The sequence below is a fragment of the Limnobacter sp. MED105 genome, from assembly GCF_000170915.1.
Classification (GTDB): domain Bacteria; phylum Pseudomonadota; class Gammaproteobacteria; order Burkholderiales; family Burkholderiaceae_B; genus Limnobacter.
In genome coordinates this window covers 142681-165503 of record NZ_ABCT01000005.1, presented here as the reverse complement: position 1 = coordinate 165503, position 22823 = coordinate 142681, and the positions used below count along the sequence as shown (strand labels likewise).

The following is a 22823-nucleotide window of genomic DNA, read 5'->3' as shown; positions in this document are numbered from 1 at the left end:
TTTATTTTTCCTCAGTGACTGAATCGTTTTGCAGCCCAGAGTTGTCTTTTTTAGGTGTTGGTGGAAAGAAAAACTCCGTGGGTGTCTTAAGAAATCGCAGGCCCACCTTACGGGTCAGATCGAAAACACCCAAGTGGTGAACGCCACGCGCTTTTACCGCTGTATACAAAGCCAAGGCAAAGCTGACCGACAAGTTTCCCGCCCCAATCAAAGCAACGCCTACCAAAGCGAACAACAAGCCAGATAACCCTGACTCAAACCCTCCTGCCTGCATGGAATAGCCGACCTGGGCTGATGAAAATGCAAAGTGTGTTGTGTCGATCGGCAAGCCTAATAAAAAGCCGATGAACCCCAGTGAGCCAAGCATAAGCCCCAAAAACAAACTTCCCATGATCGCGCCAAGGTTATGCTCTGCATAATCGGCTAGCCGCGCTAAGCGTTGAACCCCCAGCAGTTTGCGCAACCAGATTACCTTGCGAATGCGAAGTGGCACCCTTTCATAAATACACAAATTGTCGTAGTACCCCGAAACGACTCCGGTCAAGAAAAGGGCGATACCCGCCATTGCGGCATGCGGTATGGCCATTGACGCTAAAGGGTTGACCTGATGAAGGAAAAGATCCCTTTTTTCCTCATCAATGGGAGGCGAGCCGAATAATAATGTCCAACCGTACCCGATCAGCAAAGCAGTAGAGAAGGCGAGCAACATATTCCCTGCAATCGCAATAAACTGCGTTCTTGCAACTTGGGCAATCAAATCGACCACGCCATCCATGGAGCGCAATCGACCGTTGCGGGAATCGATCGCAGATGCAATGCGTGCGGCAGTCATGGCAGGCTGTTTAGTCGCAACTGTGCCATGTAGCAAATGAATGACCACAAAACAGGCGCCGTAATTCAAACTAAAAATCATGGCTTCCCAAAATGGCGGAAGTTTCAGCGCCACCATCCACACTTTAATGAACGCAAATATCGCGATTACAAAACCGCCAATCACCGCAGCACGTCCCATTTGCCAATACTCAGACCTGGACTCTGCGGTGTAATGTTCGCCCGCCTTGCTCGCATGCTCAGTAATTCGCAAAGCCAGCTTGTCGGTTAATCCTTGCCAAAGATCTGCGATGGAATGTTTGCGATTCTCTTCTCGAGTTAAGGTACACAAAAATTCTACACAAACGCTCACCCGATTTTCAGTGGGTAGCGCACCCGTGAGTTGCAACAACTTACGCATGCGAGCAATAGACTGCTCAAGACGAATCAAATGCATGCTTAAAGTCACAGAAATTCCCAGCACCTTGGCTTGCGCATAGGCTCTCTTGATTTGATCCGTGCATTGATCAAGCAAAACATCGAGATGATCACCCAAATCTGCCAGTGACTCATGTTGGTTTAGGCGCTCATGAGCCTGCGCGATCATTGCGCGAAGTTCTAGGTGCTGCTCTACGAAGGGGGATGTGTGCCGATCAGACATACCCAAACATCTAACTACTTCAGCCTCAATTCCCAGTGCCGCAATTCGAACAGCCAACATTTCAAGGGCTTCCAACATTTCGTGTTGAATACGCAACCAGATTGGCAAACGAGGATCAAGCCACTCAAGCAAAAAGAAAAGCCGGGTCCAGCTCTCTGTAGAAATCGATCCGAGCCACTCATGGTCGTCAGCTTTCGGGAACATTAAGTTGAGCGACTCACGCACGGTTTTGTCGTCTACTGTGGCAGGTAGCAAACGCTGAAAAATTCTACTCTTCATCGCTTTGCCAAAAGTTTCACTGCCCAGAATGCCGAGCTCGGCAAAGGTATACCTGTAACGTGATTCTTTCAGGAATTGTTCAAGATAGCCTTTGACCTGCACGCGCAGGTCATTGGACTGTTCAAGCGCCTCCACCAGCATGGAGAATCGCCGCTCGATTTCGAAGTCAGAGCCAGGAGCCCCTTCTCGAAACCATTCCATGAGGTGGCACAGGTGGGCAATGTCCGCCTCGTGCTCGTTGTCTGGACCCATCCCGTTCAGGATGGTCAGCAGCGCACCTCGAATATTGTAGTTTGGGTTCGTTGCCATATTCTGAATACCTAGTCCGAGGGCTAGTGTACCCGATGAATTGGCTATTTACTCCAACTGTCCTTCAGCGTAGTCGCCCGGTTAAACACCGGGTTGTCCAAGGTATTGTCTTTCAGGTCGTGAACGAAATAACCATGGCGCTCGAACTGGTAAACAGTTCCAGTGAAAGCGTCTTTCAAGCCAGCCTCCAGGTAAGCCTTCACCTCAGTCAGTGAATTCGGGTTCAAGCTGTCCATGAAGTTCTTGCCACCTGAATCTGGGTGCTCTTCGGTAAACAGGCGATCATAAAGGCGCACCGTGGCGGGCAGGCAGTCCTCTGCATCCACCCAGTGAATATTGCCTTTCACCTTGTAGGTATCTGCACCCGGAGTACCCGATTTGCTATCCAGAAACACCTGGGCATGCACTGCAGTCACCTTGCCGCTTTCATCTTTGTCGCAGCCGGTACACTCAATCACATAGCCATAACGCAATCGAACCCTGTTGCCGGGAAACAGGCGGAAAAACTTTTTCTCCGGGTTCTCCTGAAAGTCTTCTGCCTCAATCCACAGACGCTTGCCGATTGTGAACTGGCGCATGCCCCACTCGGGGTGATGCGGGTGAACCGGCGCTGTACACAAGTCGGCCCAGTCGTCGTCTACGTTGTCCAGAATCAGCGGAATAGGATCCAGCACCGCCACCGCGCGGTGAGCGATTGGGTCCAGCGTGTCGCGCAATGCGCCTTCCAGCACGGAATAGTCAATCCAGGAGTCCGATTTGGACACACCAATTCGGGCACAGAACAACTGAATCGCTTCAGGGGTATACCCACGACGGCGCAAACCCACGATGGTCGGCATGCGGGGATCGTCCCATCCACTGAGTTTGTTTTCGGTCACCAATTGCTGCAATTTGCGCTTGCTGGTCACCACATAGCTCAGGTTCAAACGTGCAAATTCAATTTGCTTGGGCAGCGGGTGGCTCAACAAGGGCTTCAGTACACTACCATCGGCCGCCTTGTGTTCGCTGGCCAGGTTGTTCAGCAACCAATCATAGAAGGGGCGCTGGTCCTCAAATTCCAGTGTACAGAAGGAATGGGTAATACGCTCCAGCGCATCCTCAATGGGGTGCGCAAAGGTATACATGGGGTAGATACACCAGTCATCGGCTGTGCGGTGGTGAAAGGCACGGCGAATGCGGTAAATGGCCGGGTCGCGCATGTTCATGTTCGGGCTGGCCATGTCGATTTTGGCACGCAGCACGGCAGCACCGTCTGGCAATTCACCGGCGCGCATGGCACGGAAGCGGGCCAAGCTTTCTTCGGCAGGCCTGTTGCGGAACGGTGAATCAACACCCGCTTGGTTCAAGGTGCCCCGATTGGCCCGCATGTCGTCGGCGTTTTGTTCGTCCACGTAGGCCAAGCCCGCCTGGATCAGAAACTCAGCCGCCAGATACATAAACTCAAAATAATCGCTGGCGTAATACAGGTTGTCGTCGCCGAAGTTTTCCCACCGAAAACCAAGCCAGTGCACCGCATCCAGAATCGAATCCGCAAACTCTTCGCTTTCTTTTTCAGGGTTGGTGTCGTCAAAGCGCATGTGGCAAGCGCCGCCGTATTCCTTGGCCAAACCGAAATTCACGCAAATGGCCTTGGCGTGGCCCACATGCAAATAACCGTTGGGTTCAGGCGGGAAACGCAAGCGAATGCTTGCTGGGTCAGCGGGCGCACCTTCGTGCGCATCGGCACCGCCAGGCCGGCCGCCCCACGGGCGCACCTGGTACTCGGGCTTTTTCAAGTCCGCATCGATGATGTTGCGAAGAAAATTGGAGGCTGGGGCGTTGTCAGCCCCGGCATGGGTATTTTTGTTTGCAGAATCAGACATCAGCACATCCTGTTGGCGAATGCGCTGATGTTAGCAAAAACAAGCCTTAGGCAACGGCCAAGGCCTCGCCCTTCTTGGAAGAAATTCCAGTAAATGCGAAATCTAGTTCGGGCTGCTTGCCATTCATGATGGAGGCGATTGAGCGGCCTGAGCCACAAGAGTGAGTCCAACCCAAGGTACCGTGGCCTGTGTTCAGGTACAGGTTTGAAATTTTGGACACACCAATGTACGGCACATTCGAGGGTGTTGCGGGGCGCAAACCCGTCCAGTACACAGCCTGCTCTGGGTCGGCCATGCCGGGGAACAGTTCCATGACACGGCGGGTAATTGCCTGGCAACGCACATGGTTCAAGTTGGTACTGTAGCCATTCAATTCTGCGGTGCCTGCAATGCGCAACTTGTCGCCCAGACGGCTGAATACCAGTTTGTATTCATCGTCTGTCAGGCTGACTTGTGGGGCCTTGCTGGCGTCGTCGATTTGCAGGGTGGCCGAGTAACCTTTGGCTGGGTAAATCAGCAGGTCAACGCCCAGGTCCTTCACCAACATGGGGCTGTAGCTGCCCATGCACAAAAGGTACTTGTCGGCTTTCAGCACTTGGACCTGACCATCTGCGCCACGCACGCGCACGCCGCTGATCTGGCCGCCTTCGGTATCCAGGCCCAAAATTGCAGTGTCGTACTTGAATTCAACACCCTTGGCTGCACAAAGCTTCGACAGGTTTTGGGTAAACACATGCGCATCGCCGCTTTCATCGGCTTCTGTGTAGGTGGCGCCAGCAATTTTGTCTTTCACGGTGGCCAAGGCGGGTTCCAAGCGAACGGCTTCTTCAGCGCTGATCACTTTGCGGTCACAACCAAACTCGCGCATGATTTCAGCGGGTTCCAACGCATCGTCAAACTCCTGCTGGTTGGTGTAAAAGTGCAAAATGCCTTTGGTCAGGCAGTTGTACTCAATACCAGTCTCGGCGCGCAGCTCTTGCAAGGTGCTGCGGCTGTAGGTGCCCAAATTCACCATTTGAATGATGTTGTGGCGGGTTTTCTCGGGTGTGCACTCACGCAAAAACTGCATCCCCCAGCGCCACTGGCGGGCGTCTGCGCGCAAACGAAACAAAAGGGGTGCGTCTTCTTTCATCAACCACTTCAGCACTTTTTTGGGTGCGCCAGGGTTGGCCCAGGGTTCAGCATGTGACACAGAAATTTGGCCACCATTGGCAAATGAGGTTTCCATGCCTGCGGCAGGCTGACGGTCGACCACAGTGACGTCGAAACCTTCTTGTTTCAAAAACCAGGCGGAAGTAATGCCGGTAACACCAGCACCAAGAACAATAGCTTTCATGAGGAATAGGCTCCACAAACAGTAAAAAGGGCTTTCGGCAAACCATTTGCCTTGTAGCCCCTCTCTGTCCATTTGCCTGAAAGATTCACAACGGATTGCGTTGCTTGCCTCTTCGGCGGCTGTACTTACGAGGCGATTGGCCGCGCACAGCGCTCTCCAGATTTGACGTTCTGAACCTGTACTGAAGCCTGAGCGTTCATGGGGATTGCGCCTTCGGCGGGCCAGCACAGATACGCACCAGCCACTCTCCAGATTCAGCTTCAAATTGTACTACTGTGAATCTGGAGAAGCCAGTCTAAATTAAATCTTACTTTTTCAATGAGTCACGAATTTCACGAAGCAACAAAATATCTTCGGGCGTGGGGGCCGGCGCGGCTGGTGCGGCTTCCTCTTCTTTTGCAAGCGAGGCTGTCAGCTTACCGACCTGGCGCACCATCATGAAAATGATGAAAGCCAAGATTACAAAATTAATCATGACAGAAATAAAACTGCCATAAGCCAACACAGGCACGCCTGCCGCTTTCACTGCAGTTAGCGTGGGCTCTACGTTGGCGGGAATTTCTGCCAAGGGCAGATACAAATTGGAAAAGTCCAGCTTCCCAAAAATACGGCCCACAATCGGCATGATCACATCGTCAACCAGGCTTTTCACGATGCCGCTGAACGCGCCACCAATAATCACCGCCACAGCCAAATCAACCACATTGCCTTTTACTGCAAACGCCTTGAAGTCTTTGAGCAAACTCACGTTGCCTCCTTGTTGAATGTATACAAATGTAAAAGTCCAATACCCGCGCAGATTATCGCTGTGGATTCCTTTCTGGGCAATACGGCAGGTGCGTGGTGGTGATAAAATCGCACCTCTTTGATTCAACAACAGAAAGTGAGCCATGGCAGGACACAGTAAATGGGCCAACATTCAGCACCGTAAAAACCGGCAGGATGAAAAACGCGGCAAGGTGTGGACGAAAATCATTCGTGAGGTCAGCGTGGCAGCCCGTGTGGGCGGCGGCGACGTTGCCACCAACCCACGTTTGCGCTTGGCCATGGAAAAGGCAGCGGCTGCCAACATGCCCAAAGACAACGTGCAGCGCGCCATTGCCAAGGCCACCGGTGAAGCCGAGGGCGTGAACTACGAGGAAATTCGCTACGAAGGCTATGGCGTGGGCGGCGCAGCAGTCATTATCGATTGCATGACAGACAACAAAGTGCGCACGGTGGCTGAAGTTCGCCACGCGCTGACCAAGCACGGCGGCAATTTGGGCACCGATGGCTCGGTTTCCTTTATGTTCAAGCATTGTGGCCAATTTATTTTTGCCCCAGGCCACAGCGAAGACACGATCATGGAAGTGGCACTGGAAAACGGTGGCGACGACGTGATTACCTCTGACGACGGTGTGATCGAGGTGACTTGTCCTGTGCCTGAGTTTCATACCCTGAAAACAGCGTTTGAAGCTGCGAACATGCAATTCGAAAACGCAGAACTGACCATGAAACCAGCCAGCGAAACCGAGCTGGAAGGCGACGACGCCATTCGCATGCAAAAGATTATTGACATGCTGGAAGACCTGGACGACGTGCAACAGGTTTACACCAACGTGATCATCAACGAGTAAAAAGTACGGAGCACTGCAGACATGAAAATTTTGGTGATTGGATCAGGCGGCCGCGAACACGCCATGGCGTGGCGTATTTGCCAAACCCCAGGTGTAACAAAGGTCTTTGTTGCACCCGGCAATGGCGGCACTGCCCTGGAAGCCAAAATGGAAAATGTGCCGATCAGCGACCTGGCTGAACTGGCCGATTTTGCGACCAAAGAACAAGTGCACCTTACAGTAGTTGGCCCTGAAGCCCCGTTGGCCGCCGGTGTGGTTGATCTGTTCCGCCAGCGCGGCTTGCGTATTTTTGGCCCAGCCAAACTGGCTGCCCAATTGGAAAGCTCAAAAGACTACGCCAAGGCCTTCATGAAGCGGCACAAAATTCCAACTGCTGAATATGAAACATTTACCGACGCTGCCAAGGCCCACGATTATGTGAACGCCAAAGGCGCACCGATTGTGATCAAGGCCGATGGCCTGGCCGCAGGTAAGGGCGTTGTGGTGGCCATGAGCCTCGAAGAGGCCCACCAAGCCATTGACGACATGTTGCTGGGCAACAGCATGGGCAGCGCCGGTTCGCGTGTGGTAGTTGAAGAATTTCTGGAAGGCGAAGAAGCCAGCTTTATTGTGATGGTCGATGGCGTGAACGCCTTGGCCATGGCCAGCAGCCAGGATCACAAACGTTTGCTGGACGGCGACCAAGGCCCCAACACCGGCGGCATGGGTGCGTACAGCCCGGCCCCGGTTGTTACGCCGACCATGCATGCCCGCGTAATGCGCGAAGTAATTTACCCGACCATTGCCGGCATGAAAAAAGACGGCTTGGTGTACACCGGCTTCTTGTATGCGGGCTTAATGATCGACGACAAGGGCGACATCAAAGTGCTGGAGTTCAACTGCCGCATGGGCGACCCGGAAACCCAACCCATCATGATGCGCCTGAAAAGCGACTTCGTGAATTTGCTGGACCACGCCATTGACGGTACGCTGGACAAGGTTGAAGCAGAATGGGACCGCCGCACGGCTTTGGGTGTAGTGATCGCTGCGCACAACTATCCGCAAACCCCGCGCACGGGCGATGAAATCACCCTGCGCGCTGAAGCCAGCGACCAGGCAGTGGTGTTTCATGCCGGCACTGTCGAGCAAAACGGCAAGGCCGTGACTTCAGGTGGCCGGGTTCTGTGCGCCACTGCTTTGGGAGACACCGTGCGCCAGGCGCAGGCCAAAGCCTATGAATTGATCGACACCATCAGCTTTGATGGCATGCAGTTTAGAAGCGATATTGGCTATCGCGCCATCAATCGCAAGTAATCAGGACCTAGAACAATGACACCCTCTGAACTGAATCAGGTGAAGCAATACCTCCAGGGCCTTCAAAGCAGCATCATTGAGGGCATTGGTCAGTTCGAAAACAAACCTTTTTTGAACGATTCATGGGAAAGGGCTGAAGGGGGCGGCGGTTGCAGCCGCGTGCTGGAAGAAGGCAGTTTGCTGGAGCGTGGCGGTGTCAATTTCAGCCATGTGATGGGCGACAAGTTGCCCGGCTCAGCCACCGCCAGCCGCCAAGGCCTCGCGGGTGCCAGTTTTGAAGCCATGGGCGTTTCACTGGTATTTCACCCCCGCAACCCTTATGTACCCACAGTGCACATGAATGTGCGCCTGTTTGCAGCCACCACCGTGGAAGGTGAATCGGTGTGGTGGTTTGGCGGCGGCATGGACTTAACTCCTTATTATGGCTTTGAAGAAGACGCAAAACATTTTCACCAAAGCTGCAAAAATGCACTCGACCCCTTTGGTGCGCACTACCATGCCAAGTTCAAGAAATGGTGCGACGAGTATTTTTACCTGAAACACCGCAAAGAACCCCGCGGTGTGGGTGGCGTGTTCTTTGATGATTTTTCCGAGCTGGGTTTTGAGCAGAGCTTTGCAATGACTCGCAACGTGGGCGATGCCTTCCTGAAAGGCTACCTGCCCATTGTTGAACGCCGCATGAACATGGCCTACGGCGAACGCGAACGCGACTTCCAGGCCTATCGGCGTGGCCGCTACGTTGAATTCAATTTGGTATTCGACCGTGGCACCCTGTTTGGCCTGCAAAGCGGTGGCCGCACCGAATCCATTTTGATGAGCATGCCCCCGCAGGTGAAATGGCGCTACGACTGGCAACCCGAGGCGGGCAGTGCGGAAGCCAGGCTGTACACCGATTTTTTGGTGGACCGCGACTGGCTGGCCGCTTAAACCATGGCCGGCCGGCAAATCTGCATCATCGGCGGCACGTTCAACCCCATCCACATGGGGCATTTGCAAATGGCTCGTTCAGCCCAAGCACAGTGTATGGCCGATGAAGTGTGGTTCATGCCCGCAGGCCAGCCTTGGCAAAAACCCAATGCCGAGCTTGCACCTGCCGACGTTCGCAAAAAACTGGTCGAACTGGCCATTGATGGCGTGCACTCCTGGCGCGTAGAGCCCTTCGAAATTGAGCATGAAGGCCCCACCTACACCGTGGACACGCTCGAAAAACTCAGCGAACAGCACCCCGACCACAAGTTTTCTTTCGTGATTGGGGCTGACCAACTGGCCAACCTGACCAGCTGGAAACACTGGCAAAGCCTGTTTGATTACGCCCGCATTGGCGTGGTAGACCGCACCCAATGGGGCGATTTTCAGGTTCCCGAGGCATTAAAACGACATTTGCTTCAAGACCGCCTGTTTCGTATACCCATGCCCAGCGTGAACATCAGCTCAACCCAAATTCGGAGACAATTCGAGCTACTGGGCTCAGCCAATGCCGAGGTGGAGGAAACCGCCCGCTTTAAACTTGAAGCCTGCCTGCCCACCGCCGTGTTCAAGTACCTGACACAGCACCCAGTTTATGGTCGCGCCCAGCCCTGAAAGTTGTTAGAATTCAGGCAATTAACAAACCTTTGGAATTGCATGGAATTGCGTAAATTGCAGCGCGTCGTGATTGACGCCCTCGAAGACATCAAGGCACAAGACATCGCCATCTTCGACACGACCCACCTTACCGGTGTTTTTGACCGAGTCATCATTGCCTCAGCCTCTTCAAACCGCCAAACCCGCGCTTTGGCCAACAACGTTCGCGAGAAAACCAAGGAGGCTGGCGGTGAAGTGTTCAGCACCGAAGGTGAAGACACAGGCGAATGGGTACTGGTCGACCTGGGCGATGTGGTGGTGCATTTGATGCAACCCGCCATTCGCGAGTATTACAACCTGGAAGAAATTTGGGGTGGCAAGCCAGTGCGCGTGAAGTTGAACCCGCACAGTCTAAGCAAACCCATGCCCGGCGTGGATTATTTCCCGCAACAGGCCGAGGCCTACTCAAGCCAGTACAACTAAGTTTTTCTCTTCGCTTTGAAAATCCACGTCATCGCCCTGTCTCACAAAATCGAGCCATGGGCGCAACAGGCCGTTGATCAGTTCCAGAAACGCTTTCCGAACGACTGGAAACTGACCATCAAAGAATTGAAACCGGAAGACCGGTCTGCAGGCAAACCCGTTGACCAAATTCTCGCCAAAGAGGCCGAGCGCATTCGTGCGGCCATACCCAATGGCGCACGGGTGGTTGCACTCGATGAACGGGGTGAGCGCCACACCAGCAAAGCCTTGGCTGAGCAACTTCAGAAATGGCACAACAGCAGTGAAACCCTTTGCCTGTTAATCGGCAGCGCCGACGGCCTTGATGAAAACCTGAAGCAGCAATGCCAGGGCATGTGGCGGCTTTCCGACCTCACCCTGCCCCATGCGCTGGCGCGCGTGCTGCTGGTGGAAGCGCTGTACCGCGCATTTTCAATTACCATTGGGCATCCGTACCACCGCGAATAAGCCCAACCATGAACACACCCGTTCTCCCGGAACACAGCGGCTTACCTGGCCAGGTTTGGCTTGCTTCACGCAGCCCGCGCAGACTCGAATTGCTTCAAACCCTTGGATTGCAAGTGCAGGTGTTCTTAGCGCAGAGCAGCCCAGAGGCCGAGGCACTCGAAGCGCCTTTTGAGCACGAAGACCCCTTGCTGTACGTGCAACGGGTTACGCAACTGAAACTGAATGCCGCGCTTGAGGCCATGCGTGCGCAGCAATTAAGCGGGCTGGTGCTTGCCGCCGACACCACTGTGGCACTGAATGGCAATATTCTGGGCAAACCGGAAAATGCCGCACAGGCCTTTCAAATGCTGCAAAGCTTGTCCAACACCATCCACGAAGTTCACACGGCAGTGGCAGGCGCGTGGCTTCATGTCGATGGCAGCACCACTGCGACCAGAAGCACCGTGCAAACGTCACACGTGGAGTTCACAAAACTTCCCGAAACCTTCATCCATGCCTACATTGCCAGCGGCGAACCTTTCGACAAAGCGGGCGCCTACGGCATTCAGGGGATCGCGGGGCAATACGTTCGTCACATTTCCGGCAGTCATTCTGGCATTATGGGTTTACCACTGTTTGAAACCAGCGAATTGATTCGTCATATTCAAACGGTGGCCCAAGCTACGAAAAGAATCGATTAATACCCAAGAAGCAAAAGATGATCAACGAACAAATACTGGTGAACGTGACACCGCAGGAAACGCGCGTGGCCATTGTTCAGCACGGCGCTGTGCAAGAACTTCACATTGAACGAACATCAACCCGCGGCATTGTGGGCAATGTGTACCTGGGCAAAGTGGTGCGTGTGCTGCCCGGCATGCAATCTGCATTTGTCGACATTGGGCTGGAGCGTGCAGCGTTTCTGCATGTGGCCGACCTGTGGGAACACCGCACTTACAACCACCACCAATCGAAGCAGAATGGAAACCCACCGCCTGCCATTGAGAAAATGGTCTTCGAGGGGCAAACCATTATCGTGCAGGTCAGCAAAGACCCGCTGGGCACCAAAGGCGCACGGCTCACTACGCAAATCAGCTTGGCTGGCCGCATGCTGGTACACCTGCCGCAAGACCCACACATTGGCGTGTCACAGCGCATCGAGAATGAAGGCGAGCGAGAAGAGCTGCGCGCAAAACTCACCCGCCTGCTGCCTGAAAACACCGGTGGCTTTATTATTCGCACCCACGCCGAAGAAGCCACTGACGAGGAATTGACTGCAGATGTGAATTACCTGCGAACCCGCTGGCGCGAGATGCTGGAATTAACCCGCACCAAACCCGCACCCAGCTTGATTTACGAAGACCTGACCATGGCGCAGCGTGTGGTGCGTGACCTGGTGAGTGCAGACACCCAAGCCATTCTGATTGATTCAAAAGAAACCCTGAAGAACCTGCTGACCTTTGCTGAAACCTATGCACAGGAAACCAAAGACCGCCTGCAATTGCACCAGGGCGAACGGCCCTTGTTCGAGCTGTACAACATTGAAGATGAATTGCAAAAAGCGCTGGGCCGCCGGGTTGAATTGAAATCGGGCGGTTATGTGATCATCGATCAAACCGAGGCGCTGACCACCATCGATGTAAACACCGGCGGCTTTATCGGTGCACGCAATTTTGAAGAAACAGTGTTCAAAACCAACCTGGAAGCCGCACACGCGATTGCGCGGCAACTGCGCCTGCGCAACCTGGGCGGCATCATCGTGATCGACTTCATCGACATGAGCACCGAGGAACACAAAAAAGCCGTGTTAAGCGAATTGCAAAAGGCCCTGGACCGGGACCGCGCCCGAACCAGTGTCACCGACTTCTCCGCACTGGGCCTGGTTGAAATGACCCGCAAGCGCACCCGCGAAAGCCTGGCGCATTTGTTGTGTGAACCCTGCCCAAGCTGCCAAGGCAAGGGGCAGGTTAAAACTGCGCAAACCGTGGCTTACGAAATTATGCGGGAAATTGTGCGCGAAAGCCGCCAATTCAACCCAAAAGAATTTCGTATTTTGGCAAGCCCTGCTGTAATCGACCTGTTTCTGGAAGAGGAAGCGCAACACCTGGGCATGCTTGAAGAATTTGTGGGCAAACCAATTACCCTGCAAGTGGACAACTTGTTTGTGCAGGAACACTACGACATTATTTTGACCTGAACTGCAATGAACCTGAGCCAAGCCAGCCAGCAACGCCTTGAACTTTTGGCCCAAGACAGCTTGAAGCGGGTGTTGCTGCCCTGCCCATTGAACCAGCGTGCATTCGATTTCTCCAGCAACGATTACTTGTGCCTGGCCCAGCGCGGCGACATTGTCGAAGCAGGCCATGAATGCGCGAAAAAATACGGCGCAGGCGCAACCGGATCGCGTTTGTTGTCAGGCAACCTGGACTGCTTTGAACAACTGGAATCGCAAGTTGCACAATTCAAAAACGCTGAAGCCGCGCTGGTGTTTTCAAGTGGTTACCAAGCCAATGCCAGCGGGCTTGCCGCACTGCTGGACAAAAGCCTGTGGAGTGGCGTTGATCCTTTGGTTTTCACCGACCGACTGAACCACGCCAGCCTGCACCACGCCTGCCAGTTGGCAGGCGTGAAACAAATTCGGTTTCGCCACAACGACATGGCGCATTTGGCTGAACTGCTGGCCAAACACACCGAATCCACGCAGCCGAAAATCATTGTGTCAGAAACAGTTTTTGGCATGGAAGGTGATTTGCTGCCGGTTGAACAACTCGCAGAAATTGCCCTGCAACACAAGGCTGTGGTGTACCTGGATGAAGCGCATGCCACAGGTGTATGGGGCCCACAGGGACGCGGACTGGGTGCGATAACCGACCCCGCCATTGACGCTCTGAAAGCCATGGGGCACTGGGTGATCATGGGCACTTTCAGCAAGGCTGTGGGGGTAAGCGGTGCCTACATCGCATGCAGCGAAACATTCAAGCAATATTTGGTCAACCGCTGCACAGGCTTTGTGTATTCCACTGCGCCCTCGCCTTTCGTGATTGGTGCGGTCAGCAAAGCCCTGGAAATCATTCCAAACCTGAACAAGGAACGGTGCGCGCTGCACACTGCCGCCGAAACACTGCGCAGCCGCGTACATGAACAGGGGTTCGACACGGGGTTATCGAACACCCACATTGTGCCCCTGGTGGTGGGCAGCAACACCGCATGCCTCGAACTCAAAGCCCATTTGCAGCAAGCGGGTATTCGAACATCTGCAGTGCGCCCGCCCACGGTACCGCCAAATGCTGCGCGAGTTCGACTTGCACTCAACACAGGCCACCAGCAAGCCGTGTATGAGCAACTGCTGCACGCGCTCACCCACTGGAAGGTGAGCGCATGAAGCAGCCCGAAATTACACAAGTGCTGTTCATGGCTCACGGCTGGGGCTACAACCACCGTTTTTTCAACGCCTTGCTCAATGCCCTGCCAGCAAATACACGCAACACCACCTTGTTTGTCTGCCTGGAAGCAGGCTATTTTCCCGAGCAAGCCCGGCAAGGTCTGATGATTTACACACAGGGGATCAACAACCAGAGCCCTTGGGTGCACTACCCCGCTGAAGTGCTACACAGCCTGGTACTGGCCCACGCCGAAGTACCCTGGCTGGGCCTCGGGCATTCGCTCGGGTTTTCGAAACTGCTTGATTTTTCAGTGCGCTGGCACAGCCTGTTCAGCTTGCACGGATTTACGCACTTCACCAACAACCGGGTGCTTGCCCGCATGATCCACAAGGCCGAACAGAATATGGCCGAGGTATTGGCAGACTTTCACAAACGCTGCGGGCACGATGCGCACTGGGCCACTTTGAACGAACAAACCTTGTTGGCCGACCTGCGCAGCATGCAAACGTTAAACGCTGCACAGGCCTTGAAACAGGCCCTTTCCCATGGTGCAGAATTGCACGCCTGGGCCAGCAACACGGATGAAATAGTGCCACTCGCGCTGGCACAGCAATCCTTCGATCCCACTCTGAAACAGCAAAACCGTGGGCTGTACACACTGGCTTCCGAGCACGCAGGCATTGCCACCGCCCCTGCGCGGTATACTGACATCTTGTTGCCCCTTCTTAGCCAGCATTAATTTCAAGCTACATTGAAATGTCTGAAAACGCATTGCCGCGAAAACCGAATTCAGCCCGGGCTGCCTCAAGCCGCTTTTCCGATGCTGCCCGCGATTACGATCACCATGCTCGCGTGCAGAAACACTCAGCCCAACATCTGGGTCAGTGGCTGGATCAAATGCTGCCGGTCAATTTCAACCCAAAGGCTTGCGTCGATGTGGGCAGTGGCACCGGTTTTTTAACCGAGCATTTGTTGAACAAATTTCCGCAAAGCGCCGTGCATGCCGTTGATTTGGCGCAAGGCATGCTCACCGAGCTGAAGCGCAAGTACCCCACTGAGCGCCTGCACACCCACCTACTCAATGGCGAGGAGCTGGCCGTAGAACACCTGTGGATTCCAAACCATTCACTGCTGGTGTCAGGCATGTGTGCGCAATGGTTCAGCAACATTGAAGAGGCCATTCGACGCTGGCTCTCGGTGTCCAATACCATCGCCTTCAGTGTGTTGCTGGATGGCTCATTTCAAGCCTGGGAGGTAGCGCACGAGGACACGGGGCAAACCAGTGGCTTGCGGCCCCTGCCCAGCCACGATGATTTGCAAAACATCCTGAACGCACTGGTTGCAGAGGGCATTGCCGCCAGCACTGCACACCACACCAAAAACTTTCTGGACCATCATCCTGATGGGCTTTCCTTTGCACGCAGCCTGCGTGCCATTGGTGCAGACCAACCCCGCGTAAACCACACGCCAGTGAACCTTCGCAAGGTAATATCCGCCTTGGGCGAAGCCTGCACCATGAACTACCACATTGGTTTTTACTATCTGGAACGGCCGTGAAACATTTGTTTGTGACTGGCACCGACACCGGCATCGGTAAAACAATCGCTAGCGCCTGGTTGTGCAAACACTGGCAAGCCGATTACTGGAAACCCGTTCAAAGCGGGCTTGACGGTGGCAGCGACAGCGAGTGGATTGCTCGCTTGAGCGGCTGCACAGTGCACCCGGAAACGTATCGCCTCACCCAGCCCTTGTCGCCCCACCAGGCGGCAGACATTGATGGCATAAAGATTCAGCTCAGTGACTTTGTGTTGCCCAAAGCAGAGCGACTGATTATCGAAGGCGCCGGCGGGTGCATGGTACCCTTGAACTGGCGCGACACCATGCTCGACCTGATGAAACACCTGAACAGCTGCGCCCTGCTGGTGGCCCGCAGCGGGCTTGGCACAATTAACCACACCTGCCTTTCACTGCAGGCCTTGAAAGCTGCTGGCGTGCCTGTGTTGGGCGTGGTGATGGTGGGTGAAACACACCCAGCCAACCGCGAAGCCATTGAACATTTCGGCGAAGTACCGGTGTTGGCTGAATTGCCGGTTTTCAATGAATTGAGCCCGCAGGCACTGGCTGAATTTTGCATGCCAGAGCGGCTTATTCGCGCGCTAGGCAGTTTGTAAGCCCCTATGAAACAACTTACCCACACCGAATTGCTTGAACTGGATTCGCAATACTGCTGGCACCCGTTTACGCAAATGCAAACCGCTGCGCCACCCTTGGCAGTGGTACGTGGTGAAAGCGAATTTCTGTTTGACGCACAAGGTCACAAATACTTTGACGCTGTTTCAAGCTGGTGGGTGAACATTCATGGCCACAGCAACCCGGCGATTGCCAAGGCTATTGCCCGGCAAGCGCTAGAGCTGGAGCATGTCATGTTCGCCGGTGTAACCCACCCCCCCGCCGTGCAACTGGCTGAACGCCTGGTAAAGAGTGCCCCAGCCCCCATGGCCAAAGTGTTTTATTCCGACAATGGTTCGACTGCCATTGAAGTGGCCCTGAAAATGGCCTTTCAATATTGGCAAAACAAAGGCGTGACCACCAAAAAACGGATCATTGCGCTGGAAGGCGGTTATCACGGCGACACCTTCGGTGCCATGGCCACCGGCAAGTCCAGCGGTTTTTACGACCCATTCGCTCCTTGGCTATTTCAAGTTGATTTCATACCCATCGGTGTTTGCGCCTGCACGGAAGAAGAGACCCTGGCTGCACTCGACCAGTTATTGGCCAACAATGCCGGAGACATTGCAGCCCTGGTGTTGGAGCCCTTGATTCAAGGTGCCAGCGGTATGCGATTCATGCGCCCAGCCCACGTGGCTGAATTGTGCAAACGCTGCGAAGCGGCCGGTGTGCTGGTCATTTTCGATGAAGTGTTTACCGCATTCGGCCGAACCGGCACCCTGTTTGCCGCCGAGCAGGTGGCTCAGTTCGGCGGGCAAGCCGATATTATTTGCATTTCAAAAGGGCTTACAGGGGGCTTCATGCCCATGGCGGCTACCCTCACCAGCCAGGCTGTGTACGATGCATTTTTAAGCGACAAGGTGGGCAACGCCTTGCTGCACGGCCATTCCTACACCGCCAACCCACTGGGTTGCGCTGCGGCCCTGGCCAGCCTTGCCTTGTTCGATGAAGAAAAAACCTGGGCAAATATTCAGCGCATTGAAGCCACACATCAACGTTGGTTACCCACCTTGGCTTGCCACCCCCTGATTGAAAACCCGCGCGTGTGCGGCACCGTGGCGGCCTTTGAGCTAAAATCCAGTCACAGTCAGTATGGTTCAAGCGCGAGTCAATGGATACGCCAAACGTTTCTCGAATTGGGCATTGTGGTGCGCCCCTTGGGCAACACTGTGTATTGGGTGCCACCTTATTGCACCACACCCGAAACACTCGAGAACGCCTACCAAACACTGATGCAAGTATTAAAACGCTGGGGCAGCCTGATTGCACCTGGCCCCGGAAGCGAATTGTTCTGAAGGATGCACATGGAAAGCCAAATTACCTGGGTTGAAAACAAGAAAACAGCCCCACCCACCGTGGATACTCAGCGTTGGAGCGTAGAGGCCATTGAAGCCTTGTTCGCCCTGCCTTTCAATGACCTTATTTTCAAGGCGCAACAGGTACACCGTGAGCATTTCGATGCCAACACCGTGCAACTTTCCACCCTGCTTTCCATTAAAACCGGCGGCTGCCCTGAAGACTGCGGTTACTGTCCCCAATCGGCCAAGTACAACACTGGTGTTGAAGCTGAAAAGCTGATGCCCATTGAGGAAGTGCTGAAAGCCGCCCAAGCCGCCAAAGACAAAGGCGCCACACGTTTTTGCATGGGTGCTGCATGGCGCAGCCCCAAAGACCACCAGGTTGATGCGGTGGGCGAAATGGTGACCGCTGTGAAAGCCATGGGGCTGGAAACCTGCGTTACCCTGGGCATGCTGAAAGAACACCAAGCCAAGCAATTGCAAGAGGCTGGCCTTGATTACTACAACCACAATCTGGACACCTCGCCCGATTTTTATGGCGACATTATCAGCACCCGCACTTACCAAGACCGCTTGGACACGCTAGACCGCGTTCGTGATGCAGGCATCAAGGTGTGTTGCGGTGGCATTGTGGGTTTGGGTGAAACGGTAACCCAGCGCGCAGGTTTGATCGCTCAACTGGCCAACATGGCCGAGCCACCAGAAAGCGTACCCATCAACAACCTGGTGAAAGTTGAAGGCACACCATTGGCCGACAACGCCGAAATTGATCCGCTTGATTTTGTACGCACCATTGCTGTGGCCCGCATCACCATGCCCACCAGTTTTGTGCGTTTGTCAGCCGGCCGGGAAAGCATGAATGAGAGCACCCAAGCGCTTTGTTTCCTGGCGGGTGCCAATTCAATTTTCTACGGCGAAAAACTGTTGGTAACAGACAACCCGGAATTGGAACGCGACACCAAGTTATTTGAAAAACTGGGCTTAAAGCGACTTGAGAATTAAGCACCGAAACTTATTGTTTTTATTCAAGAATCATCAAATAGCAGGTTTAAATATCTGATTCAAATCAATGGTTTGGCGGGGTGAAGGCAACCCTTCTCCCGCTTTATCCACATCAAAATTACGCGCATAATTAAAGCCTTGCATGCGAAACAGCGCAAATTGCTTGAATTGCTGCTGTTGAAGGGAATAAGAACATGAAAAAAACATTGATTTGCGCCTGCTTAGTGCTAACACCTTTGCTGGCACCCGCCTTGGTCAGTGCCCAAGCTGGCGGCGTGACATTGAATATCGATGGGCAAAACCCGTTAAGCAAATGGGGCCGCTGGACCAGTTCTGAGAACGGTGGCTTGGGCTATGGGTTCAGACTGAACCAGGACCGCAACAAAGCCCCCATGGGCGCCCAATGGGGTACTGGAGACTGGGTATTCAAGCTAAGCCGTGAAGAAGGCAACAAATACCCCGATTTGTTTTTTGGCTTGAAAGTATCCGAAACCCAACTTCAAACCACCTCACTGGGTTGCATGAGCAACAGTGGCAGCGCTACACGGTACAGCAGCACCTTGTGCGGCGTACAACTGGACATGAATTTGCAGTAATTGGTTCTTCGATTGAATAGAGCCGAGTTGAGTTAAAAAAGCACCTGAATAAACCAGGTGCTTTTTTTTCGCCCGATTTTTCGGCTTTATGTGCGAATGGATGAGGGTGTTGCGCTGGCTGAAATAGAAAAAGCCACCCGAAGGTGGCTTTTTCAAACTTTGCATTCAAACCAAGCCTAAGCCTGGCGTTGAATTAGAAGTTGTGGCGCAGACCAATTGTGAAGTTGTCACGCTCTGTCTTGTTACCAGCTGTACCAACAGTTGATGCTTCAACTTCGCTTTCTACGCGGTTGAAACCAACGTATGTACGTGTACGCTTGCTGAAATCGTAGTAGTAAGCGATTTGAGCTTGTGTATTTTCACGTGCTTCTGTGTTCAGGTCGTAACGCTCGGAGGAGCCGTACATACCGAACAGGCCAGAGTTGGCAGTCAAAGGCATAGTTGCAGACAATGCATACTCGATACCGCTGTCTTCGCCGTTAGCAGCGTTTTGAGCTTCGTAAGAGTTCTGAGCCACCAAACCAGCAACGGTGAAGGCACCGAAGTTGTACGATGCAACACCCTGAATTGTGCGCTCGATGTCGCCGTTACCCAATGGGTTGTTCAGTTCTTGCTGATCAAAGTTAGCGAAACCACCACCAACAGTCAAAGCACCAACCTTGTAGGTTGCTGTGATTTCAGTTGCGCGGAAATCGTTTTCTTTAACCAGTGTTGCTGTGTTGTTAGACTGGTCGTTGTCGCCTTGCATGGAGTGACGGGCGCTGATTTGTACGCTGCCGAAGTTACCAGCGTAGCCGAAGGAGTTACCTACGCGCTGTTGACGCTGAATAGCCCATGTGTTTGATACGATTGCACCACCACCACCAACAGTTGTCAAAGGACCACCGTTGTTAGACACAGAACCAATCAAAGAAGCTTGGTTGTACAGAGGAGCTTGAGAATCGTTACCACCGTCTTGTGAACCGATTACAAACAAACCGTATGAACCCTTCAAACCCAAGTAAGCGTGACGTGTAGACATAGGACCAGCTTCGCCGGCAGCGCCAGACTCAACTGCATCAGTGGTCACACCGAATTCGTAGGCAAAAATTGCGCTCAGGCCACCGCCCAAGTCTTCAACACCGCGCACGCCCAAACGTGAGGAAGCGTCTTCTACTACGAAGCTGCCGCCGGCTTGGTTAGTTACGCCGCCTGTGCGTGTTTCGCCAGACTGGTGATCCAGAGTCTGGTGGATACGACCGTACAAAGTTACGTTTGATGAATCAGCAAATACTGGAGCGGCAAATGCCAGGCCCAGAGCAGCAGCTACTAGCTTCTTGTTCATATTTCACCCTTATTAGTGTTGGTTGAATCTTTGCCGCCATTTCTAGCGGCACGAGAGACAATGTACACGGGGACCCTTGGGCCGACCAACCAAATCGTGGTGTGAGAATGGGGAAATTGGTGTTTTTGTCGCTGACGTGCAACAGGAGAAATTGATCAAACCCATAGTTTTATGACATCAACAATTCACCAAAATCGCCTTGAGAACCGCAAAAAGCCTTGCGAATGAAAAACTTAGAATTTCAGAACCAGGTAAAGCCGACCCCAAAGCGGGTGGCTTCTAAAGCCAAGCCTTAACTGTGACTTTTAACCAACAAGAGGCGGTCTGAACGGCCCATTTCGGCGCAAATTAGGGTGATCACTTCTGAAGAAGTAATCACTCGGTCCGCGTACGCAATCAAGCCCATGGCTTGCGGCAAAGCCAGTTGTAGCCAAGCTGGCTGACTGGTGTTTAATTGCCTGGCCAATAAGCGATTCTCCCCAATCACTGCAGCCACTGTTAAGTGCACATTACTATCTAGCTTGGCCAGGCTGCTGTGTAAGGCTTGCCATTGCATATCCAAACCGGGTGCATTTTCTTCTGCGTACAGCAAGGCCACAGCCTTAGGCAGGCCGGGTGAAGTTTTGCGGTAAAGCTGGGTTGCATAAGCCAAGGCTTGGGGCCCAGCCTGCAACGAAGGCCGTTCAGCTTGCAGAAAATCCGATAACTCTTGCTGTATAAAATCTCCGCTGATACCCAACATTTTTTGCACGTGCTGAAACTGCGTGGCCGCTTGCAGGTTCAATTCAGGCAAGGGTACCGAAGCAGAAATCCCAATACACAGATCAAGCTTCAAGCCGCGCAGCTTTTTAAACTGGGCGCGTTTTTCGAGGTAATAAGAAAGGCGAGTTTGCGCAGGGCGGCGCGGCTCTAGGGTGCGCAAAGGAATGTACACGGGCACCCGCTCATCCATTTCAAACAAAAACAAGCTGCTGCGGGGGCCGAACAAAACCCAATCTGCACCGGGGTGCTCCACTTGCAATTGCCCCAAGGCGGCGCGTGCTGCCAAGGCATTGTGCAGCCCTTGGCCAAACCACACAACGATTCGCTGAACCGAAGGCATCAGGATCGACCCAGCCTTGGTGTTTGAATGGTGCCCACCAAACCATCGATATTGCTTTGTTTGCCAAACTGGGCCAGCACCGTTTGCCGCCCCAGCGCGGCCATGTCACGGGCTTTGTGGGGTTCGGCAAGCACAGCACCCAGTGCTTGAACCCAGGCATCCAGCGCACCGGGCGCATGGGGTGCCGGGCATACATAGCCCGTTACACCACTTTTTACTGTTTCAGGCAGGCCACCCACATTGCTGACCACCACAGGCACACCCAAACCCAAAGCTTCAATTTGGCTCATGCCCAAGGGCTCATAACTGGAAGGCATCACCAATACATCGGCACGTTTAATCAGCGGTGCCACTGGGTTCAACATGCCGGGCAGCACCACATGCTTACCCAAGCCCAAACGCTGTGCCTCAGTTTCTATGGCTTGGCGGGTTTCACCCTCGCCGGCTGCCACATACAACAGGTTCGGAAACTGAGGGAGCAAAGCTTTCACCACCTGCAACATGAAGCTGTGCCCTTTCTCTACTCGAAACATGGCTGCATGGGCAATCACAGGGCGCTGCTGCAAATCACTCAAGCGCGCATCAAGTTCAGGGGGCAAACCTAGCGCCGCAGCGGCGGCGATACTTTCAAAATCAATGCCGGGGTAAAGAACCCCGATTTTCTCGGGCAACACCCCACTGTTTTGCAAAAGTTGGTCTTTCAGGGCCTGACTGGGCGTGAAAGTTTGGTCAAACATTTGGTTGTAAGTGAATGCTTTGGCCGGGCCAGGCTGGTAGGTGCGCATGCGGATTAAAGTGGGCCGGGGCTTGAGCAAACCAATTTTTGCCAAGGCATGCACGGTAATGGAACACAAATTGGCATCGTGGCTGCTGTGGCACACCACCGCCACGGGTTTATGTAGCCGAACCAAATTGGCAAGCCTTAATACACTGGGAGGGTGAATGGCGTTGCGAAATGCTACAAATTCAACATTCAAACCCAGCTTGTAGGCCTCCTGAGAAATGCGGCTGCCGGGCCGACACAATATATAAGGTGTGTAGCCTTTGGCTTTCAGGCCCACCGCCTGCTCGAGCAACTGCAGTTCTTGACCACCGATATTTTTGGAACTTTCAGAGAAGAAAATGCTGGTCATTTGAATTGGAAAACAAAATTGGTTGGAATCACGGTCTATATTCGCTCTGTGTTTGCTCAACGTTCGCGCTGGTTCATTT

Annotated in this window: 22 protein-coding genes and 2 riboswitches; of the genes, 15 read left to right on the top strand and 7 right to left on the bottom strand. The window is 53.6% G+C overall.

From position 1 onward, the window contains the following. Position 1 precedes the first annotated feature (1 nt). The 4 genes from LMED105_RS07095 to mscL all read right to left on the bottom strand — a co-directional run bounded on the left by LMED105_RS07095 (position 2) and on the right by mscL (position 6005). Positions 2-2059 carry a site-specific recombinase gene (locus tag LMED105_RS07095; protein ID WP_008249704.1) on the bottom strand — a complete coding sequence of 686 codons (2058 nt, stop codon included), beginning with the start codon at positions 2057-2059 and terminating at the stop codon, positions 2-4. Positions 2060-2103: 44 nt separating this feature from the next. Next, complete coding sequence (locus LMED105_RS07090; protein ID WP_008249702.1) at positions 2104-3921, bottom strand: glutamine--tRNA ligase/YqeY domain fusion protein; 1818 nt, start codon at positions 3919-3921, stop codon at positions 2104-2106. 46 nt (positions 3922-3967) lie between these two features. Next, positions 3968-5257 carry a D-amino acid dehydrogenase gene (locus tag LMED105_RS07085; protein ID WP_008249700.1) on the bottom strand — a complete coding sequence of 430 codons (1290 nt, stop codon included), beginning with the start codon at positions 5255-5257 and terminating at the stop codon, positions 3968-3970. Between the two features lie 54 nt (positions 5258-5311). Continuing rightward, a riboswitch (glycine riboswitch) is annotated at positions 5312-5423 on the bottom strand. Continuing rightward, a riboswitch (glycine riboswitch) is annotated at positions 5424-5519 on the bottom strand. 45 nt (positions 5520-5564) lie between these two features. Further along, entirely contained in the window at positions 5565-6005 is a 441-nt protein-coding gene (gene mscL, locus LMED105_RS07080) for a large conductance mechanosensitive channel protein MscL (protein WP_040512736.1), read from the bottom strand. A gap of 142 nt (positions 6006-6147) precedes the next feature. Here mscL and LMED105_RS07075 point away from each other — a divergent pair, with 142 nt between their 5' ends. The 15 genes from LMED105_RS07075 to LMED105_RS07005 all read left to right on the top strand — a co-directional run bounded on the left by LMED105_RS07075 (position 6148) and on the right by LMED105_RS07005 (position 19185). Further along, entirely contained in the window at positions 6148-6873 is a 726-nt protein-coding gene (locus tag LMED105_RS07075; RefSeq protein ID WP_008249696.1) for a YebC/PmpR family DNA-binding transcriptional regulator, read from the top strand. Positions 6874-6894: 21 nt separating this feature from the next. Then, on the top strand, positions 6895-8166 hold the full coding sequence (purD, locus tag LMED105_RS07070; protein ID WP_008249694.1) for a phosphoribosylamine--glycine ligase: 1272 nt from the start codon (positions 6895-6897) through the stop codon (positions 8164-8166). Positions 8167-8181: 15 nt separating this feature from the next. Continuing rightward, positions 8182-9093 carry an oxygen-dependent coproporphyrinogen oxidase gene (hemF, locus tag LMED105_RS07065; RefSeq protein ID WP_008249693.1) on the top strand — a complete coding sequence of 304 codons (912 nt, stop codon included), beginning with the start codon at positions 8182-8184 and terminating at the stop codon, positions 9091-9093. 3 nt (positions 9094-9096) lie between these two features. Beyond that, positions 9097-9747, top strand: a complete 651-nt coding sequence (gene nadD / locus LMED105_RS07060; protein WP_008249691.1) for a nicotinate-nucleotide adenylyltransferase — start codon at positions 9097-9099, stop codon at positions 9745-9747. 42 nt (positions 9748-9789) lie between these two features. Continuing rightward, positions 9790-10212 carry a ribosome silencing factor gene (gene rsfS, locus LMED105_RS07055; protein WP_008249689.1) on the top strand — a complete coding sequence of 141 codons (423 nt, stop codon included), beginning with the start codon at positions 9790-9792 and terminating at the stop codon, positions 10210-10212. Between the two features lie 15 nt (positions 10213-10227). Then, positions 10228-10698, top strand: coding sequence for a 23S rRNA (pseudouridine(1915)-N(3))-methyltransferase RlmH (gene rlmH, locus LMED105_RS07050; RefSeq protein ID WP_008249687.1), 471 nt, complete (start codon positions 10228-10230; stop codon positions 10696-10698). An 8-nt stretch (positions 10699-10706) separates the two neighbouring features. Beyond that, complete coding sequence (locus tag LMED105_RS07045) at positions 10707-11378, top strand: nucleoside triphosphate pyrophosphatase (RefSeq protein ID WP_008249685.1); 672 nt, start codon at positions 10707-10709, stop codon at positions 11376-11378. 20 nt (positions 11379-11398) lie between these two features. After that, entirely contained in the window at positions 11399-12874 is a 1476-nt protein-coding gene (rng, locus tag LMED105_RS07040; RefSeq protein WP_040512730.1) for a ribonuclease G, read from the top strand. A gap of 6 nt (positions 12875-12880) precedes the next feature. Then, positions 12881-14059, top strand: a complete 1179-nt coding sequence (locus tag LMED105_RS07035; protein ID WP_008249681.1) for an 8-amino-7-oxononanoate synthase — start codon at positions 12881-12883, stop codon at positions 14057-14059. Beyond that, a complete protein-coding gene (locus LMED105_RS07030; protein WP_008249679.1) occupies positions 14056-14799 on the top strand; it encodes a hypothetical protein in 744 nt (247 codons plus the stop codon). The genes LMED105_RS07035 and LMED105_RS07030 overlap by 4 nt, the downstream gene beginning before the upstream one ends. A gap of 17 nt (positions 14800-14816) precedes the next feature. Next, positions 14817-15617 (top strand): methyltransferase domain-containing protein, encoded by an 801-nt coding sequence (locus LMED105_RS07025; protein ID WP_008249677.1) that lies wholly within the window; start codon positions 14817-14819, stop codon positions 15615-15617. After that, positions 15614-16231 carry a dethiobiotin synthase gene (bioD, locus tag LMED105_RS07020; protein ID WP_008249676.1) on the top strand — a complete coding sequence of 206 codons (618 nt, stop codon included), beginning with the start codon at positions 15614-15616 and terminating at the stop codon, positions 16229-16231. Before LMED105_RS07025 ends, bioD begins: the two co-directional genes overlap by 4 nt. Positions 16232-16237: 6 nt before the next feature. Further along, positions 16238-17584: an adenosylmethionine--8-amino-7-oxononanoate transaminase gene (gene bioA / locus LMED105_RS07015; RefSeq protein WP_008249674.1), complete on the top strand. Its 1347-nt coding sequence runs from the start codon at positions 16238-16240 to the stop codon at positions 17582-17584. A 9-nt stretch (positions 17585-17593) separates the two neighbouring features. Beyond that, positions 17594-18589 carry a biotin synthase BioB gene (gene bioB / locus LMED105_RS07010; RefSeq protein ID WP_040512726.1) on the top strand — a complete coding sequence of 332 codons (996 nt, stop codon included), beginning with the start codon at positions 17594-17596 and terminating at the stop codon, positions 18587-18589. A gap of 194 nt (positions 18590-18783) precedes the next feature. Next, positions 18784-19185, top strand: a complete 402-nt coding sequence (locus tag LMED105_RS07005; RefSeq protein WP_008249669.1) for a hypothetical protein — start codon at positions 18784-18786, stop codon at positions 19183-19185. 193 nt (positions 19186-19378) lie between these two features. On the opposite strand, the gene LMED105_RS07000 is transcribed toward LMED105_RS07005, so the two are convergent. The 3 genes from LMED105_RS07000 to LMED105_RS06990 form a co-directional block, all read right to left on the bottom strand. Then, positions 19379-20509 (bottom strand): porin, encoded by a 1131-nt coding sequence (locus LMED105_RS07000; RefSeq protein WP_008249665.1) that lies wholly within the window; start codon positions 20507-20509, stop codon positions 19379-19381. Positions 20510-20801: 292 nt separating this feature from the next. After that, the gene (locus LMED105_RS06995; RefSeq protein ID WP_008249663.1) at positions 20802-21611 is read right to left on the bottom strand and encodes a hypothetical protein; all 810 of its coding nucleotides are present in this window, start codon (positions 21609-21611) and stop codon (positions 20802-20804) included. Further along, on the bottom strand, positions 21611-22744 hold the full coding sequence (locus LMED105_RS06990; protein WP_198006809.1) for a glycosyltransferase family 4 protein: 1134 nt from the start codon (positions 22742-22744) through the stop codon (positions 21611-21613). Before LMED105_RS06990 ends, LMED105_RS06995 begins: the two co-directional genes overlap by 1 nt. Positions 22745-22823: the final 79 nt, after the last annotated feature.

Excerpts from the sequence above, each read along its gene's own strand:
- LMED105_RS07095 (WP_008249704.1), bottom strand. The coding sequence starts at position 2,059 with ATGGCAACGAACCCAAACTACAATATTCGAGGTGCGCTGCTGACCATC.
- LMED105_RS06995 (WP_008249663.1), bottom strand. The coding sequence starts at position 21,611 with ATGCCTTCGGTTCAGCGAATCGTTGTGTGGTTTGGCCAAGGGCTGCAC.
- LMED105_RS07030 (WP_008249679.1), top strand. The coding sequence starts at position 14,056 with ATGAAGCAGCCCGAAATTACACAAGTGCTGTTCATGGCTCACGGCTGG.
- LMED105_RS07005 (WP_008249669.1), top strand. The coding sequence starts at position 18,784 with ATGAAAAAAACATTGATTTGCGCCTGCTTAGTGCTAACACCTTTGCTG.
- LMED105_RS07075 (WP_008249696.1), top strand. The coding sequence starts at position 6,148 with ATGGCAGGACACAGTAAATGGGCCAACATTCAGCACCGTAAAAACCGG.
- LMED105_RS07085 (WP_008249700.1), bottom strand. The coding sequence starts at position 5,257 with ATGAAAGCTATTGTTCTTGGTGCTGGTGTTACCGGCATTACTTCCGCC.
- hemF (WP_008249693.1), top strand. The coding sequence starts at position 8,182 with ATGACACCCTCTGAACTGAATCAGGTGAAGCAATACCTCCAGGGCCTT.
- LMED105_RS07000 (WP_008249665.1), bottom strand. The coding sequence starts at position 20,509 with ATGAACAAGAAGCTAGTAGCTGCTGCTCTGGGCCTGGCATTTGCCGCT.
- bioA (WP_008249674.1), top strand. The coding sequence starts at position 16,238 with ATGAAACAACTTACCCACACCGAATTGCTTGAACTGGATTCGCAATAC.
- purD (WP_008249694.1), top strand. The coding sequence starts at position 6,895 with ATGAAAATTTTGGTGATTGGATCAGGCGGCCGCGAACACGCCATGGCG.
- nadD (WP_008249691.1), top strand. The coding sequence starts at position 9,097 with ATGGCCGGCCGGCAAATCTGCATCATCGGCGGCACGTTCAACCCCATC.
- LMED105_RS07035 (WP_008249681.1), top strand. The coding sequence starts at position 12,881 with ATGAACCTGAGCCAAGCCAGCCAGCAACGCCTTGAACTTTTGGCCCAA.
- LMED105_RS07045 (WP_008249685.1), top strand. The coding sequence starts at position 10,707 with ATGAACACACCCGTTCTCCCGGAACACAGCGGCTTACCTGGCCAGGTT.
- bioB (WP_040512726.1), top strand. The coding sequence starts at position 17,594 with ATGGAAAGCCAAATTACCTGGGTTGAAAACAAGAAAACAGCCCCACCC.
- LMED105_RS06990 (WP_198006809.1), bottom strand. The coding sequence starts at position 22,744 with ATGACCAGCATTTTCTTCTCTGAAAGTTCCAAAAATATCGGTGGTCAA.
- LMED105_RS07025 (WP_008249677.1), top strand. The coding sequence starts at position 14,817 with ATGTCTGAAAACGCATTGCCGCGAAAACCGAATTCAGCCCGGGCTGCC.
- LMED105_RS07090 (WP_008249702.1), bottom strand. The coding sequence starts at position 3,921 with ATGTCTGATTCTGCAAACAAAAATACCCATGCCGGGGCTGACAACGCC.
- rsfS (WP_008249689.1), top strand. The coding sequence starts at position 9,790 with ATGGAATTGCGTAAATTGCAGCGCGTCGTGATTGACGCCCTCGAAGAC.